Source organism: Alcanivorax sp. 97CO-5 (assembly GCF_000524665.1).
Taxonomy (GTDB): domain Bacteria; phylum Pseudomonadota; class Gammaproteobacteria; order Pseudomonadales; family Alcanivoracaceae; genus Alcanivorax; species Alcanivorax borkumensis.
Genome location: NZ_KI965903.1, coordinates 250,061 through 265,819, shown reverse-complemented (window position 1 = coordinate 265,819; position 15,759 = coordinate 250,061). Strand labels below are relative to the sequence as shown.

Here is a 15,759-nt window from a genome sequence, read left to right as displayed (position 1 = left end):
TCAGATCAAGTCTGAATTACTACAGCTAATTCGAATATCCACAACACCCTGTTTGCGCACCACCCTAGTTTAGGGTTGCCGCGCTTCACCCATTCACCCTACCTTTTCCCTGCGCCCTGTGGTTCACTGCCGGCATCACGCTTCTGAACACGGTACGCTATGCCTACACTCAAATGCCCTAGTTGCGAGCAAGCCCTTCGCCTTTCCGATAACAGCTGGCGCTGCGATAACGGTCACCAGTTTGACCGCGCCAAACGTGGCTACACCAATCTGTTACTAGCACAGCAACGCCGCTCCCGTTCTCCTGGGGACGACAAAGCCATGGTGCAGGCGCGCACGTCATTTCTTGAATTGGGCCGTTATCAGCCGCTAGCAGACGCCCTGCTGGCCCACCTGCCAGATGAAGAGCCCGCTTGGCTAGATATTGGCTGCGGTGAAGGCTGGTACAGCGATCAGTTTGCCCAGCGACTAGGGGCAGTGAATGGTGTGGGCGTGGATATTTCCAAGTTCGCCGTGGATGCCGCCGCTAAGCGTAACAAGCGAGTCACTTGGCTGGTGGCGAGCGGCGCGCGCCTGCCTCTGTTTGATGCCAGCCAGCAACGAGTGTTTGTACTGTTCACTCGCCTGTTTGTGGATGATATCGCCCGGGTGCTGCAACCTGGCGGGGAGTTAATGGTTGTGGGCACCGGTGAAACGCACCTGCTACCGTTACGCGAAGCCCTCTATGACGATGTGCGCCAGAGTGGCTTTGATGCGGGCAAGTTTCTAGATAATCGCTTTGAGCTACTTTCCAGCGAGACCCTGCATTGCGAGTGGATACCCGAGTCAGAAGAAGAGCTCCGCAACTTGCTCGCTATGACGCCTCACCATTGGCGCGCACGGCCCGAAGCTAAGGCTGGCATTGGCACCCTCGCGGGCAAGCCCATGAACGGGCATTTTGTGATTCAACGCTGGCGGCGTGTGGCGTAGTCGCTCTCGTATTCGATAAAGTGAGGTGTCCGATTACGCCTTTGGGGCTAACGAGAAATACCTCGCTCCTTCTTCGTTTCAGCTGTTAGCCTTCCCAACCACTCTCCTCAGATAACCCAGCAAATCATCCGCATTGCTCACCGGTGCCCGGTACGCTAAATGCCCATCCGGCCGCATCAACCAAAGCCGGCCTTTATCGCCAAAGGCGCTAGCGAACTCGCCCTCATGGTCACGCCAGATACGGGTGGTGCCTTCACGGGGCACGTCATCATCGGCGGTGGCACGCGCCGCAATCACGGTCAGATGCACGCTTTCGCGATACTCTTGCCCGAGTCGCTCACTCAGCGCATACATCACCAGCCGCTCGTTATGCTCAGGACTCTCACTCAGCTGCAATAACAAATGATGCACGGGCTTACGCAGCAAGCCATGCAACTGATGCAGATGCCCGGTCCGCACGGATTTCAGCGCCGCATCCGGTAGCCGATCCCCCGGTAGCGGCCCCTGATGCCGCCAACCAACATCCGCTTCCGGGCCATAGGCAACCAGCGGCGAGTTGCGATAGTGCACATCCAACTGACTGGCAGTGCGCAATAAACGACTGGAGATATTACGACGGCTACCCGCCAGTTTCAGCAGCGAATCCCGGCTGCGTCGCAGCATCGGCAACTTCACCAATGAAGCCCGCGATAGCATGTCCACGCCGTACAACATTTTCTCCGCCACCGGGCGCCGTTCCTGCTCATAACTGTCTAGCAAAGCGCCCTGCCCAAATCCTTTCAGATAAAACGCCAGTTTCCAGCTCAGGTTGAAGGCATCAGCCAGGCCCGTATTCATCCCTTGTGCGCCCAGCGGGCTTTGCACATGAGCCGCATCCCCGGCCAGAAACACCCGGTTGCGGCGAAAATGCTGGGCCAGCCGGCGCTGCACGGAAAACTGGCTGAGCCAACGGGGTTCACCCAGATCCGGTGCCTCCCCCAGAATCGACGTGAGCCGTTCAGTGAAGAGAGCTAAACTTAACGGCAATGTCGGCGGCTCGCGACGGGCCATAATCAACCGCCAGCCCTGCGGCAGCGGCAATGCCAATAACAAGCCTTCTTCCTGCAGGAACCCGTGAGAGCGATCATTACTCCAAGGGGCCTCCCAGAGCACATCCGCCAACAGGAAATGTTCCTTATAATCCACGCCATTGAAACCAATGCCCAGCTGTTCCCGGACGATAGAACCCACACCATCGGTACCGACCAGCAATTCGCACTGCAGCTTCTGCACATCCGAACCCTGACGAATACGCGCCTCGACACCACGACCATCCTGACGAAAATCCAGCAGCTCCGCGCTGCGGATCAATTCCCCCCCCAGCATCCGGTAACGATCAATCAGCACGGTTTCCACCTCGGATTGCGGGCAACTGAGCACCCACGGGTATGGCGCTTTCAAAGTGGTGAGATCCAACTCCAAGAGAAAACCCTTATCGCCATACACTGATACCGCCTTGAGCCGCCTCGACACCTTACGAATCGACGGCAGCACCTCCAGCGCATCGAAAATCTCCAGCGTTCGAGCATGTAACCCCAAGGCGCGCGAATACGGCGATGGCGCATCCAGCCTGTCAATAATGCAACAATCAATGCCATGACGGCGCAAACCAATACCCAGCGCCAACCCAGTAGGGCCGGCACCAACAATCAATACCTGCGCTGTGCGGTTCTCGGTAACGGCGATGGTACACTCTCCTTATGTCACTCCCGGTTGGCATAAAGGCCCCGGGGCAATCCGGCTTGTTCGACGGCGCGCTTGGGCACACCCATGGGTAGCGCCTGCAACAGCCGCGCCAACACGGCAACGTTTGACCCGAGTTCATCATGGCACAACCTGCAACACCGACGGTGCGCAAAATTATCCACGTGGACTGCGACTGCTTCTATGCCGCCGTGGAAATGCGCGATGATCCTGCGTTGCGCGGCCGACCCGTGGCGGTAGGCGGCGACCCACACCGGCGCGGCGTGATTGCCACCTGCAATTACCCGGCCCGGCAATTTGGTGTGCATTCGGCCATGGCCTCATCCCAGGCTCTACGGCGCTGCCCAGAGCTGGTTATTGTGCCTCCGAATTTCGATAAATACCGCAAAGTTTCAACCCAGATTCATGATATTTTCCGTCGTTATACCAGTCTGATTGAACCCCTGTCCCTGGATGAAGCGTATCTAGATGTAAGCACCAGCGAACAATTCGAGAACAGCGCCACACGGATTGCTCAAGCATTACGCTTAGATGTTCGCCGGGAAGTGGGGATTACCGTCTCTGCCGGCGTCGGCCCTAATAAATTTCTGGCCAAGGTGGCCAGCGACTGGCGCAAACCCGACGGATTGTTCGTGATTCCTCCAGCCCAGGTTGAAGCCTTTGTGACAGCCCTGCCTGTTGGGAAAATTTCCGGGGTGGGCCGGGTCACTGGCGAGCGCATGAAAGGACTGAACCTGAAAACCTGTGGCGACCTGCAACAGCTGAGCCGTCTGGAATTAGGTCAACATTTCGGTAGCTTTGGAGAGCGCCTTTACCATCTGTGCCGGGGAGAAGACAGCCGCCCGATCCAGACAGGCCGGCGACGCAAGTCCGTTTCTGTGGAACGTACTTACGAAAAGGATCAGCCCACCCTCACCGACTGGCTGAGAGAGCTGGAGGGGCTGCTTGAAAAGTTAAAGGAGCGGTTTGCCAAGTTGGACCAGCATTATCTGATCAGCGGGCTAACCGCCAAAGTAAAGTATCAGGATTTTATCAGCATGAGCTGTGACAAGGCCGGCACCGACTTGGACCCGGCCCATTTCGAAGCCTTGTTTTGCCAGTTATGGGAACGCCGGGAAGGCCCCGCTAGGCTACTGGGCATCGGTGCTCGACTACGCGACCTGAAAGCTCCCCAGCAGCCAGATCTGTTCCCGGAAGAAAGGGACAAGGCTATGCACAACCAACGTAATAAGCTTTGAAGCCATTAAAAGTTCAAAACACGAACCAACCACACAGCCCTACAGAAAACAAAGCCTTCTGTATTAAGCGCTCATAAACTCAACGCGCAGCTCCCTACGCCCTTGGCTGGCAGCAAGGCCGAGCGTGTAGATAGGCGCCTCGTGTTGCGCCCTTAGTGCACCCGCAGACAAACCCTGTCATGCAAATCCGCCGGGATCAGCCCATCCATCAACTCTCGGCCACGACGCTGTACCGGCTCCATTTGCCCATCTAAATAGGCATCCAGCGTAGCGACACAATCGGCGCAATAGGTGACCGTAGCCGAGTCTGGGTGCTCGCAAGCCGCTCTAACGGCCTGTTCCAGTTGGTTCAAATATTTGAGCAACATGCTTTGCTCCTAAGTCTCACTCTCTACAAGGGCCTATTCAGCGGCCCTAGAAACTGATCAAGCCTGATTGATAATGACGACAATTCGATGACAACGGCTTGTCGTAGATCAATGTAACCGATCGTACTGCTTGTGTCGGGAAAGCTTTGCACACAGAGTTCTGAAAACCCGTATCAGCCTCGATATTTATATCCGACGCACGTGTCATCACGTCGTTCCCGGCCGAAATGTAAAAATCACAGCCTACCGACAAACGCAACCGCCCAAGTTTGCCCCTAGTTGAAACCGAGTTTCCCACCCCAACTACTCCTTTGTCACCCGGACTACGGTACTCTCTCGGGACTCTCAGAAAGAGACGCTCCAAAAGAACGCTATGTGTGTCTTAAAATACCTGACGATTTACAACGGACCGACCCTATGACCGAAACGGTATCGACCATTGTGGCGCCGGAAGGCAGCCTGGAAGTGCTTAGCCAGCATGAAGTGGAGCGCCTGCGCGACACCTCCGGTAGCGGGCTACACGATTTACTGCGCCGCTGCGCCCTGGCCGTGCTCAACTGCGGCACCCCCACCGACGACAGCCGACAGGTGCTGGAAACCTATCACGACTTTGAAATTGAAGTGATTCAGGAAGATCGTGGCCTACGCCTAAAACTGGACAATGCGCCTGCTGGCGCCTTCGTGGACGGGCGCATGATTCGCGGTATCCGCGAGCACCTATCAGCGGTGTTGCGCGATATCGTTTACGTGGCCAACGAGATTCAAAACAATGACCGTTTCAACCTGACCAGCAGCGAAGGAATTACCAATGCAGTGTTCCATATTCTGCGTAACGCTGGGGTACTTAAAGCCGGGTCATCGCCGAATATCGTGGTCTGCTGGGGCGGACACAGCATCTCACGCCACGAATACGATTACAGCAAGAGCGTGGGCTACCAGCTAGGGCTACGGCACAAAGACATCTGCACCGGTTGCGGCCCTGGAGCCATGAAAGGCCCGATGAAAGGGGCGCACGTGGCTCATGCCAAACAACGGGAAAAAGAAGGCCGCTATCTGGGCATTTCCGAGCCCGGCATTATTGCCGCCGAAGCGCCCAACCCCATCGTTAACGAGCTGGTCATTATGCCGGATATCGAAAAACGACTGGAAGCGTTTTTGCGACTGGCCCACGGCATCATTATCTTTCCCGGCGGGGTTGGCACCACCGAAGAAATTCTTTATTTATTAGGCGTACTGCTGCACCCAGACAATGCGGATATACCGCTGCCCATGGTGCTCACCGGCCCAGCCAGCAGCGCCGACTACTTCCGGCAAGTCGATGCCTTTATTCGCTATACCTTGGGTGAAAAAGCAACGGAACGTTATAAAATCATTATTGATGATCCGGAAGCGGTGGCTTTGGACATGTGCCACGGCATGGACCGCTTAACCTTATTCCGCCGAGATAATGATGATGCCTTTTACTTTAATTGGCGCCTTAATGTGCCGCTGGAATTTCAGCACCCCTTCTTGCCCACCCACGAGGCCATGGCAGCGTTGAACCTTAGCACCGATCAGCCGGTTCACGAACTGGCCGCCAACCTGCGCCGTGCCTTCTCCGGCATCGTCGCCGGTAATGTTAAAGAGCATGGAATTCAGGCCATAGAAAAACACGGCCCCTACAAGCTTCACGCCCCTAACGCGCTAATGATTCATTTGGACGAGCTACTTAAAGCTTTTGTAGAACAACAACGCATGAAACTGCCTGGCAGCCATTACGAACCATGCTATGAGTTAGTGAGCTAACAGGTAGCCGCTACATTGACACAAAAAAGCCCCGCAAAGCGGGGCTTTTTTGTGCTGCGTGTACCATGACGCATGTTGCGTCTTTTGTTACCGCGGCTGCATACGGATAGCACCATCGATACGGATGGTTTCACCGTTAAGGAACGTGTTCTCGATCATGTGACACACTAGCTGACCGTATTCCTTAGGGTGTCCCAAGCGTTTCGGGAACTGAGTCATTTCGATCAGCGGCTGTTTCACCTTGTCCGGTGCCGCATTCAACAACGGGGTATTAAAAATACCTGGAGCGATAGTGTTACAACGAATGCCCAGCGGAGCCAAATCACGAGCGATGGGAAGCGTCATGCCGACCACGCCACCTTTGGTTGCCGCATAAGCGGCCTGGCCAACCTGACCATCGAATGCAGCCACAGACGCAGTGTTCACAATCAGGCCGCGCTCATTGTCTTCATCCGGCTCATTCTCAGCCATAGCAGCTGCCGCGAGACGGGCCACGTTGAAAGTGCCGACCAGGTTGATCTGCACCACCATGTTGAACACACCCAGGTCATGAGGCTTGTTCTCACGGCCCACAACTTTCATGGCCGAGCCCACACCAGCGCAATTCACGCACACATGAATGGCACCGAATTTAGCCATCGTGGCATCCACGGCAGCTTTCACGGAAGCTTCGTCTGTCACGTCAGTCTGGGTAAAGGCAGCATTATCACCAAGCTGGTCCGCGACTTCCGGGCCGCGCTTGTCGTCACGGTCAAAAATCATGACCTTGCCACCCTTGGCAATAATCGCTTCTGCTGTCGCCTGGCCCAGGCCTGAAGCACCACCAGTAATCACGGCCACTTTATCGGTAATATTCATATGCTCTCCTTCTTGTGAAAGGTAGAAAGGTAACGGATCTATAAAACATTACCCGGAGTATACCCAGCCCTGCCAAGCGACTCATTGTTACTTTCGCTCAAACCAGGACTGCTTTAAGGTGAGATTGCGTCATTGCAGTCATTATTCATTATGACCGCACAGTGGCCCACGGCATGGGAGGGAAAGCCTTGCCAGATACCGCCAAACAGGACGATACCTCCTGGCTCGCCGCCACGTACCGGCGAACCCGACAATTCAGCGAGCAATTATGTGCCCCCCTGCTCGCCGAAGACATGGGCCTGCAAGCCTGCCCGGAGACCAGCCCGCCACGCTGGCATCTCGCACATACCACCTGGTTCTTTGAAACTTTTCTGCTCAAACCGCACCTGCCAGGTTATCGGCCACACAACCCCGCGTTCGAATACCTCTTTAACAGTTATTACAACGGCATCGGTGAACAGTACCCTCGCCCCCAGCGACACCTGCTATCGCGGCCCACCAACGACGAGGTAATGGCCTGGCGCCATCAGGTAGACGCGGCCATAGACACGTTGCTAACGCAGACCGATAACCTCAATGGACTAATGCAGCTAGGCATCAACCACGAACAACAACACCAGGAACTGCTGCTCACAGATCTGAAATACAGCCTCTCTTTCAACCCACTATCACCGCGTATCAGCCGCCCCATCAACACCACGAATCAGGCCAACGAAAGCACGCCAGCGCTAACGTTTCAGTGCTTCGAAGGAGGACTGGTGGACATTGGCGCCCATAGCGGCTTCGCGTTCGATAATGAAACTCCCCGGCACAAGGCTTGGCTAGAACCATTTCAATTAGCCAATCGGCCCGTTACCCAGGGAGAATTTCGCACCTTTATTCAGGATGGTGGCTATCGCAATTCAGACCTGTGGCTCTCCGATGGCTGGAGCTGGGTGCAACAGAAAGGTATTGAACGCCCGCTGTACTGGAACGCAGCGTTGAGCCACCACTTCACTCTGGCCGGTGAACAACCGCTTGCTGATAACCAGATTCTTGCCCATGTGAATTACTACGAGGCCGACGCCTACGCCCGCTGGGCAGGCAAGCGGCTGCCCACAGAGCAGGAATGGGAGCATGCTGCCCGCGCCCAAGCGATCGCCGGCAACTTTGCCGACGAGGGCCTGTTCCAGCCCGGTACGGTCCGTAACTCAGCCCTTTCTCACTTATTTGGCGACGTTTGGGAATGGACCGCCAGCGCCTACCTGCCCTATCCGGGCTTTCAAGCCGAAAGCGGGGCCGTGGGCGAATACAACGGCAAGTTTATGTGTAATCAAATGGTACTTCGCGGCGGTTCCTGCGCCAGCAGCGCCAGCCACCTGCGCGCCAGCTACCGCAACTTCTTCTATCCCCACTTGCGCTGGCAATTCAGTGGCATTCGACTCGCCAGCGACCCGAGGACGAAGCATGCCTGAACAACATACTGCATTTTCTATCGAGGCGATGATGAAGCATCAACAGACCCAGTTGAACCAACAACAGCTTCGTCCCAATTTGACCTTTTATGATTTGTATCCCCCCACCAAAGACATGCTTGCCGAAGTCAGCCAGTCCTTGTCGGGCGCTACCCCTTCCCTGCACCCCAAGTATTTTTACGATGAAACCGGGTCGGCCCTGTTTGACCGCATCACGCGTAGCCCCGAGTACTACCCCACCCGCACGGAAACCGGATTGCTTACCGACTACGCCGAAGAAATCCACGCGCGCCTTGGGCAGCCACAAATCATCGCCGAACCCGGTGCCGGCAGTTGTGAAAAAGTGCGCCTGCTGCTGGATGCTTGGCAACCCCGTCACTACATGCCGGTGGAAATTTCCCGCGAATGCCTGCTTGATGCCTCACGACAACTGGCCGGAGACTTCCCCAATGTACACATCAGCGCCGTATGCGCTGACTACTGTCAAACCATGGCCATGCCCGACGCGTTGACACAATCGGGCCAGGTGGTGTTTTTCCCCGGTTCCACCATTGGCAATTTCGAGCCCTCCGCCCGAGCCGATTTCCTTAAGGGGCTGCATAATCTGGCCGGAGCCGGTGGTGCGCTGCTGATCGGTGCGGATTTACAGAAAGCGAATACACAGCTGAATGCTGCTTACAATGATGCCGAAGGCCTCACAGCGGCGTTCAATCTGAACGCACTGCATCACCTGAACCGCAAATTGGACTGCCAGTTCGACACGGCCAACATGCGCCATGTCGCCTTCTATAATAGCGACCATCAGCGCATCGAAATGCACTTAGAGTGCCTGTGCGACCAGCACATCCAACTCGGCGAACGCAGCCTCATTCTGAATAGCGGCACGCGCATCCATACCGAGAATTCCTACAAATTCACAGAACAAAGCTTCAGTGCTGAGTTGATCGCTGCCGGCTTTAAGCCATTAAACTGCTGGACCGACCCACAAAACCTGTTCAGTCTGCACCTTGCTCAGGCCTGAACGTAAAAGCTGTAGCCCCCTACCAAGGCTAATAGTGTGAACCCGATCCAGTATCGTTATACTGGACCGCGTTTTTCTGTGCGTGTATTCCAACGATAATATAAGAGGGGCTGCGGCGATAACCGTGGCATAGGGAAATCGGATGCTTGAACTGATCAGCGCTGCGCGCCGCCGTAAACGGCCGCCTACGCACCAGCTTTTTGATGTGGTCACCATGGAGTTCCGGGTTGGCCTGCTGGATATCGACCTGAACATGCATCTGAACAATGCAAAATACCTGAAGTTCATGGATCGCAGCCGGCTGGAACACGCCGTGGTTACTGGGCTACTCAATCGTATGTTTGAAGCTCGCTGCAACGGCGTGGTGGCCAATACCGAAATTGCTTACATCCGCGAACTACGCCCTTATCAGCACTTCCAGCTTCACACCCAAGTTCTTGGCTGGGACGAAAAATACCTTTACTACGATCAACGTTTCGAGTCCCAGCGCAAACTGCACACCCATGCCCTGCTGCGTGTGGCCAACGTTTATGGTGGCAAATCCGTCAGCCCTCAGACCGTACAAGAAATGACCGGAATGAATCTGACCTCGCCGCCCTTGCCTGAATATGTAGAGCAATGGAAACTATTGCTGCAGACCAAGCGACGGTTGACGGAAAATGGCTAGAAGCCCCGCTGTAAGCTATAAGCAACAACACGGGGCAGACATATTACCCAGCGAATAGTCAGACAGTGAATGTAGACCATGGCGTTACGCCATGCTCAGCCAAGCGCTCAAATTACCAGCAACCGACCGGCACGCCTCTCCCAGAACCAGGGTTTTCTGTTAGCATTCCTTCATGGCAGCAAATCGAATCCACACCCCCTGCATTGGCGTCTGTTCCACCGTTTTCGGTGATACGGTTTGCCGTGGCTGTCGTCGTTTCAGCCACGAGGTAGTGCATTGGAATGGCTACACCAACGAACAAAAAAGCATTGTTTGGCGACGGCTGGATGTGTTGCTGTGCCAAGTCGTGGACAACTATTTTTTAGTAACAGATGCGAAGCGTCTAGCCTCCGAGCTGGATTTCCAAAATCTACGCTACCAAACCCAACTGTCCCCTCAGGGCTGGGTGCCGGAGTTACTCAAAGCTGCCGGCTCCAAACTTATTTCCTACGAGCACTTTGGCTTGCGCGCCCTTCCCCCCACCGGCACGATGACCCCGCGACAGCTGTACGATCAGATCAGCGCAGAATGTCATGCCCTATCTCAGGCCCATTACGACCGCGCCTATGCCCGCCCAGTAACCCTGGTCGCCGAACTCACAGAGCAAGCCGCTCGGGAGAAAGGGCTGATCTAACTGCAGGCATGTACTTCAACTACCAAGAAAACAATCCCCTGTGCCAACCTGAACTCCCCCGTCACAACTAAAGAAAACATTTATCGATACACTTTAACCGTATCAACCTTTTGTGGGGCACGCTGGAATACAACATCTGTTGAAAATTTTAGGCACAGGCTAACTTCAACCAACCTGCAGGCAGACAGCGCTGTGAACGTGATAATTGGTTGGACCCCAATGCGTAAGATTTGACCGCGTTCGGCCCCTTAATGGTGGAGTCGGCGCTGCACTTACACGCGCCCAACACAGCAGGCGAGGTAACGATAGGATTACAGGGAATTCGCCGCGTCAGTCAGTGTTGAGCGGATATCTTTTAACGCTGTGCGTGCCTCAATGCCTTCCGAATGGGCAAAGACCCCCAATATCAAAGCCCCCGACACCAGCAAGGCCAAAGCCAATAACAGCACTTTTTCTTTTTCCAATACTCGCGGTTTTGGTGAGTCAGATTCGTCCCCGTGAGAATTGTGGTTGAGTTTTTCATCGCGGCTGTCGTGCATCATTCCTCCATCAGGATCTCCTATGGTTGTACCCATCCAACCAGACAAGCACAAGGCAAGAACTGACCGCTTATCTGACAGCGGCTCAAACCCCGTAGGCACAAAGAAATCATAGATGACAAGACGCCCGCCAATCCCCCATAACGCAAAAGGCCGCAACAGCAAGCTGTTGCGGCCTTTCTTTGTGATGGTGCGCCAGGAAGGACTTGAACCTTCACACCTCTCGGCACCAGAACCTAAATCTGGCGTGTCTACCAATTCCACCACTGGCGCAATGGGCGGCTATTCTAGCAGGCTCGCTGACAATTACCAGCCCTCTTGCAACCTATTAAACTGCTGCGCGGGATACGGCAATGCGCCAGCAGACCCTTGTCGATTTTTCTCACTCAATTTTGCTGCCTGCCCAGGGGAAAATCGCTTGTTTGTGCTGTCTTCTAAAAGACAAGCTGAGAGCAGCTTGACGCTGAGTGAGCACAAGCCCCCCTTACACCGGCACCGTCCCATCCAGGCCTCTACCTGAAAAACGGTTGGCAGTGGCATCTTACAAAACGACTAACAAGTTTGCCGGCCTAGAGAAATAAACAGAGCTATATTCTGACCATGGCAGAACATTTTTTGGGCTAGGGTTCTTTAAATTTAAATCTGTCACTCAGACTGCCCACCCCTCGGAGAAACAGTCCGTGCCAGGTTAAACGATCAACGACCTTCCAATGAATCCAGCCGGCTGTTGACCTGCAATCGATAGGCATCAAATGCCGCAATTGCAGCTTCCAAATCATCGACAGAGGCATCCAGCGCCGAAATCTTGCCCTGGGCCTTTTCCACCTTGGCCAACCCGTTTTTCAGGTTAATTTGCTCTCGCTCCAGTTGCTTGATGCTGTCAACCAACACTTCCATTCGAGTCTGCATTTGTCCGATCTGACTCTGCCATTGATCGCTGCTTTTGTTGACTGCTGCCACGGCACTTTCCATCTGTTTTTTAAGCGCAGCCGCATCAACGCTAATGCTTTTTAATTTTCCATCCACTCCAGCCTGGCCTTTCTTCACCTCTTTCACCGACAAAGACAATGCGTTCAATGCTTTTTGCTGCTTGGCAATCGTGGTTTTATTAAGTGTGTTGCTCACGTCCCACAGCTTGCGGATTTCATTCTCATTGGCTGCTAGCTTTTTGCCATAGGACTGCACCGTCTCCAGCAATTTACCGGACGACTGATTAAGCGTTTCGTCCGTAGCCGATAAGCGGGACTGGAGATTGCCCATCTTCTCACTGGACTCCGTCAACCGGCTATCCAACTGCGCTTGTAAACCCGCCACTTGCTTACTGAACCAAACACCAAGCACCGCAATCAGCACCATCAGTACTAGACAAGCAGCCATCCAGCCGCCATTACCACCACCTGAAGGGGTCGGCTTTTGCGGCTTAGGGGCCGTTTTTTTTCTTCCCGGTGGCGTTTTTTTGTCCCTTCCACCCGGAGAAGCCGAAAGGGAGGGGGTTGTCCCTGGTGCATCAACCGTCACACCATCCAGGTCACCAAGATTCACTTCACGATCTCGTGTCATTCCACAATCCTAATCAGAGCCTCGACTAAATATTCCAAGTCTCATACAAAAAGACCATTTACGGCCTCTATTTTTCGTTTACTCGATACGCTTCAAGCGAACATCCACTCTTACTCTGCCACTTTTCGAACAATGGCGGCTTGGTGGCGAAATAAGCCCTCACTCTCAGCCCGTATTTGCCTTTTCATTTTGACTAACGGCAGAAGAGTCTCCTAAGGACGAACGGAACCGATGACCCAAACCACGAGAACCACTACCTTTTCATCATTAGCGTTGGTGATTTTATGGAGACGCAAAAACAGCGCTATCATGCGACTTCACGCTCCCCATTGCCAATGACAGGCTTTGCAAACGGTGTCCGCGCCCATTTATTTGCAAGGACCCCTATAGCCTATTATTTTAGGTTTTCACCTAATTAAGACCAATGCTCATTGTTTGCAGTACTTGCCTATCACAGGCTGATTCGGTAGCCATAGCCGGCATTGTTCACAGCCTGCGAGCAACATTATCAATCCAATAAAACGCACACAACTCCCGTTTTGTCATCGTTATCATGAGGCCGACGATCACTTAGCGACAATCATCCCGAGCGGGTAGGACACCACCAAACCTACCCTTAAATGGCCACCTATACAGACACAAAAAAGGCCGCAAAAGCGGCCTTTTTTGTAATTCAAATGGTACCTTTGACAGCACCATCAGGCTTACCCTATCGGGTTTAAGCAGCAAAGTTGCTAGCGGCGAAATCCCAGTTAATCAGGTTCCAGATGGACTCCAGATACTTAGGACGGGCATTGCGGTAGTCCACGTAATACGCGTGTTCCCAAACATCTACGGTGAACAGCGGGGTTTGGCCCTTGCCGTGGGCAATGGGAGTGTCCGCGTCGTCAGTGTTAACGATTTCCAAGCTGCCATCACTGTTTTTTACCAGCCATGTCCAGCCGGAACCGAAATTGCCCGTCGCTTTAGCATTAAATTGGTCTTTGAACTCGTCGAAAGAGCCAAATGCCTTGTCGATGGCTGCGCCCAGATCACCACTAGGAGCGCCGCCGCCATTGGGGCTCAGGCTGTTCCAGTAAAACGTGTGGTTCCACACCTGCGCTGCCTGGTTGAACAGACCGCCTTCGGCGCTCTTGATGATTTCTTCCAGGGATTTGCCTTCATTGTCTGTGCCGGCAACCATGTCGTTCAGCTTGGTCACGTAAGCGTTGTGGTGCTTGCCATGGTGGTACTCAAGCGTCTCGGCAGAAATATGCGGTTCCAGTGCATTTTTCTCGAACGGAAGCGGCGGTAATTCAAAAGCCATAATTTGTCCCCTGACATCATGTTGTCCCATTGCTCACAGCTGCTTGCTCACAACAACGGGCAGAAATTCCCCGCAGACAACCTGCCGGTCGTCTACGGCCAAACGATAATAACAAGCTACCGGTCGTGTTCTCTACTCTGGCATGGCTTTGCCTTTCGTCGTCATAGACAGAGCCTATCATTTGCCAGCAACCTGTGACCGGCGGGTCTTTGTCAAATGGGGCGCAATGCCCTTGTTTCAAGTACAATGCGCCCCAATTTTTACGTTCCGGGACGTTTCTTTTGCGTTCTGTTAACGCCTTCAACTGTTTGGCAGGAGAAAAACATGTCTGATGATGCCGTAGTGATTGTAAACGGTGCCCGTACCGCCATGGGCGGTTTCCAGGGTGCCTTGTCCGCTGTCAGCGCCCCGGAACTGGGCGCCGCGTCTATCCGCGAAGCCGTAGCCCGTGCGGGTCTGAAACCTGAAGACGTGCAGGAAGTCATCATGGGCTGTGTGCTCCCCGCTGGCCTGAAACAAGGCCCTGCCCGCCAGGCCATGCGCCTGGCCGGCTTGCCAGACAGCATCGGTGCCACCACCATCAACAAGCTGTGTGGCTCCGGCATGAAAGCCACCATGTTCGCCTACGACTCCATCAAGGCTGGCACCAACGAAATCGTAGTGTCCGGCGGCATGGAGTCCATGACTAACGCCCCTTACCTGCTGGAGAACGCGCGCGGTGGCATGCGCATGGGCCATGGTCAAGTTATGGACCACATGTTCCTGGATGGCCTTGAAGATGCAGAAACTGGCCGTCTGATGGGCTCCTTTGCCCAGGAAGTGGCCGACAAGCGCAGTATCACCCGCGAAGACATGGACAACTACGCCATCGAATCCTTAAACCGGGCCAATGCCGCAGTCGACAATGGTTGGTTCAAGGATGAAATCGTGCCGGTGACCGTGAAGACCCGCAAGGGTGAAACAGTGGTCGATACCGACGAACAGCCGGCTAACGCCCGGATCGACAAGATCCCTAGCCTGCGTCCAGCCTTCGCCAAAGACGGCACCGTCACCGCCGCCAATGCCAGCTCCATCTCTGATGGCGGTTCGGCTTTGGTACTGGCCAGCGAATCCGTTGCCAACGAGCGTGGCCTGCAGCCACTGGCGCGCATCCTCGCCCATGCCACCAACAGCAAGCATCCTAGCGAATTCACCATTGCCCCGATTGGTGCCACCGAAGCGGTAATGAAGAAAGTGGGCTGGAGTGTGGACGATGTGGACCTGTTCGAAATCAACGAAGCCTTCGCCATGGTAGCGATGTTGCCAATGATGGATCTTGGCATTCCCCACGAAAAGATGAACATTCACGGCGGCGCCTGTGCCCTGGGCCACCCGGTGGGTTCCACCGGTTCACGCATCATTCTCACCTTGATCCACGCGCTCAAGCGCACCGGCGGCAAACGCGGTGTAGCCAGCCTGTGCATTGGCGGCGGTGAAGCCACCGCAGTGGCCATTGAGCTGGTGTAAGGTGTAAGTACGCCAGACGCAAACGGGGCCTTCAGGCCCCGTTTTTTTATGTATATAAAAATAACCCGGCGT

Annotated in this window: 14 protein-coding genes and 1 tRNA gene; 8 read left to right on the top strand and 7 right to left on the bottom strand. The window is 54.5% G+C overall.

Going from position 1 to position 15,759, the window contains the following annotated elements; translation table 11 throughout:
• Positions 1-159 precede the first annotated feature (159 nt).
• On the top strand, positions 160-969 hold the full coding sequence (locus Y017_RS10580; protein ID WP_035460713.1) for a putative RNA methyltransferase: 810 nt from the start codon (positions 160-162) through the stop codon (positions 967-969).
• Between the two features lie 78 nt (positions 970-1,047).
• Here the strand turns inward: Y017_RS10580 and Y017_RS10575 are convergent, their stop codons facing one another.
• On the bottom strand, positions 1,048-2,661 hold the full coding sequence (locus Y017_RS10575; RefSeq protein WP_051428756.1) for an FAD-dependent monooxygenase: 1,614 nt from the start codon (positions 2,659-2,661) through the stop codon (positions 1,048-1,050).
• Between the two features lie 173 nt (positions 2,662-2,834).
• Here Y017_RS10575 and dinB point away from each other — a divergent pair, with 173 nt between their 5' ends.
• Positions 2,835-3,950, top strand: coding sequence for a DNA polymerase IV (gene dinB / locus Y017_RS10570; protein WP_035460708.1), 1,116 nt, complete (start codon positions 2,835-2,837; stop codon positions 3,948-3,950).
• A 152-nt stretch (positions 3,951-4,102) separates the two neighbouring features.
• Here the strand turns inward: dinB and Y017_RS10565 are convergent, their stop codons facing one another.
• Positions 4,103-4,318 (bottom strand): hypothetical protein, encoded by a 216-nt coding sequence (locus Y017_RS10565; RefSeq protein WP_011587943.1) that lies wholly within the window; start codon positions 4,316-4,318, stop codon positions 4,103-4,105.
• A 417-nt stretch (positions 4,319-4,735) separates the two neighbouring features.
• On the opposite strand from Y017_RS10565, the gene ppnN reads away from it, so the two are divergent.
• Positions 4,736-6,103 (top strand): nucleotide 5'-monophosphate nucleosidase PpnN, encoded by a 1,368-nt coding sequence (ppnN, locus tag Y017_RS10560; protein WP_035460705.1) that lies wholly within the window; start codon positions 4,736-4,738, stop codon positions 6,101-6,103.
• Positions 6,104-6,190: 87 nt separating this feature from the next.
• On the opposite strand, the gene Y017_RS10555 is transcribed toward ppnN, so the two are convergent.
• Positions 6,191-6,961: a 3-hydroxyacyl-CoA dehydrogenase gene (locus Y017_RS10555; RefSeq protein ID WP_011587941.1), complete on the bottom strand. Its 771-nt coding sequence runs from the start codon at positions 6,959-6,961 to the stop codon at positions 6,191-6,193.
• A gap of 173 nt (positions 6,962-7,134) precedes the next feature.
• Here Y017_RS10555 and egtB point away from each other — a divergent pair, with 173 nt between their 5' ends.
• The 4 genes from egtB (at position 7,135) to Y017_RS10535 (ending at position 10,776) form a co-directional block, all read left to right on the top strand.
• Positions 7,135-8,415: an ergothioneine biosynthesis protein EgtB gene (gene egtB / locus Y017_RS10550; protein ID WP_035460768.1), complete on the top strand. Its 1,281-nt coding sequence runs from the start codon at positions 7,135-7,137 to the stop codon at positions 8,413-8,415.
• Complete coding sequence (gene egtD / locus Y017_RS10545; protein ID WP_231483476.1) at positions 8,408-9,436, top strand: L-histidine N(alpha)-methyltransferase; 1,029 nt, start codon at positions 8,408-8,410, stop codon at positions 9,434-9,436. Before egtB ends, egtD begins: the two co-directional genes overlap by 8 nt.
• A gap of 142 nt (positions 9,437-9,578) precedes the next feature.
• Positions 9,579-10,103, top strand: a complete 525-nt coding sequence (locus Y017_RS10540) for an acyl-CoA thioesterase (RefSeq protein ID WP_011587938.1) — start codon at positions 9,579-9,581, stop codon at positions 10,101-10,103.
• Between the two features lie 172 nt (positions 10,104-10,275).
• Positions 10,276-10,776, top strand: a complete 501-nt coding sequence (locus Y017_RS10535) for a DUF1289 domain-containing protein (protein ID WP_035460703.1) — start codon at positions 10,276-10,278, stop codon at positions 10,774-10,776.
• A gap of 311 nt (positions 10,777-11,087) precedes the next feature.
• On the opposite strand, the gene Y017_RS10530 is transcribed toward Y017_RS10535, so the two are convergent.
• The 4 genes from Y017_RS10530 to Y017_RS10515 form a co-directional block, all read right to left on the bottom strand.
• Complete coding sequence (locus Y017_RS10530) at positions 11,088-11,315, bottom strand: hypothetical protein (RefSeq protein WP_035460701.1); 228 nt, start codon at positions 11,313-11,315, stop codon at positions 11,088-11,090.
• A gap of 188 nt (positions 11,316-11,503) precedes the next feature.
• Positions 11,504-11,588: transfer RNA gene (locus Y017_RS10525), tRNA-Leu, on the bottom strand.
• A 423-nt stretch (positions 11,589-12,011) separates the two neighbouring features.
• A complete protein-coding gene (locus tag Y017_RS10520; RefSeq protein ID WP_011587935.1) occupies positions 12,012-12,875 on the bottom strand; it encodes a hypothetical protein in 864 nt (287 codons plus the stop codon).
• Positions 12,876-13,593: 718 nt separating this feature from the next.
• Complete coding sequence (locus tag Y017_RS10515; protein ID WP_011587934.1) at positions 13,594-14,181, bottom strand: superoxide dismutase; 588 nt, start codon at positions 14,179-14,181, stop codon at positions 13,594-13,596.
• Positions 14,182-14,505: 324 nt separating this feature from the next.
• Here Y017_RS10515 and Y017_RS10510 point away from each other — a divergent pair, with 324 nt between their 5' ends.
• Complete coding sequence (locus Y017_RS10510; RefSeq protein ID WP_035460699.1) at positions 14,506-15,687, top strand: acetyl-CoA C-acyltransferase; 1,182 nt, start codon at positions 14,506-14,508, stop codon at positions 15,685-15,687.
• Positions 15,688-15,759: the final 72 nt, after the last annotated feature.

What these genes read in the sequence shown, in the direction of transcription:
- Y017_RS10535 (WP_035460703.1), top strand. Translation starts at nt 10,276, where the DNA reads ATGGCAGCAAATCGAATCCACACCCCCTGCATTGGCGTCTGTTCCACC.
- Y017_RS10580 (WP_035460713.1), top strand. Translation starts at nt 160, where the DNA reads ATGCCTACACTCAAATGCCCTAGTTGCGAGCAAGCCCTTCGCCTTTCC.
- egtB (WP_035460768.1), top strand. Translation starts at nt 7,135, where the DNA reads ATGGGAGGGAAAGCCTTGCCAGATACCGCCAAACAGGACGATACCTCC.
- Y017_RS10565 (WP_011587943.1), bottom strand. Translation starts at nt 4,318, where the DNA reads ATGTTGCTCAAATATTTGAACCAACTGGAACAGGCCGTTAGAGCGGCT.
- ppnN (WP_035460705.1), top strand. Translation starts at nt 4,736, where the DNA reads ATGACCGAAACGGTATCGACCATTGTGGCGCCGGAAGGCAGCCTGGAA.
- Y017_RS10540 (WP_011587938.1), top strand. Translation starts at nt 9,579, where the DNA reads ATGCTTGAACTGATCAGCGCTGCGCGCCGCCGTAAACGGCCGCCTACG.
- Y017_RS10510 (WP_035460699.1), top strand. Translation starts at nt 14,506, where the DNA reads ATGTCTGATGATGCCGTAGTGATTGTAAACGGTGCCCGTACCGCCATG.
- dinB (WP_035460708.1), top strand. Translation starts at nt 2,835, where the DNA reads ATGGCACAACCTGCAACACCGACGGTGCGCAAAATTATCCACGTGGAC.
- Y017_RS10520 (WP_011587935.1), bottom strand. Translation starts at nt 12,875, where the DNA reads ATGACACGAGATCGTGAAGTGAATCTTGGTGACCTGGATGGTGTGACG.
- Y017_RS10555 (WP_011587941.1), bottom strand. Translation starts at nt 6,961, where the DNA reads ATGAATATTACCGATAAAGTGGCCGTGATTACTGGTGGTGCTTCAGGC.
- Y017_RS10515 (WP_011587934.1), bottom strand. Translation starts at nt 14,181, where the DNA reads ATGGCTTTTGAATTACCGCCGCTTCCGTTCGAGAAAAATGCACTGGAA.
- Y017_RS10530 (WP_035460701.1), bottom strand. Translation starts at nt 11,315, where the DNA reads ATGCACGACAGCCGCGATGAAAAACTCAACCACAATTCTCACGGGGAC.
- egtD (WP_231483476.1), top strand. Translation starts at nt 8,408, where the DNA reads ATGCCTGAACAACATACTGCATTTTCTATCGAGGCGATGATGAAGCAT.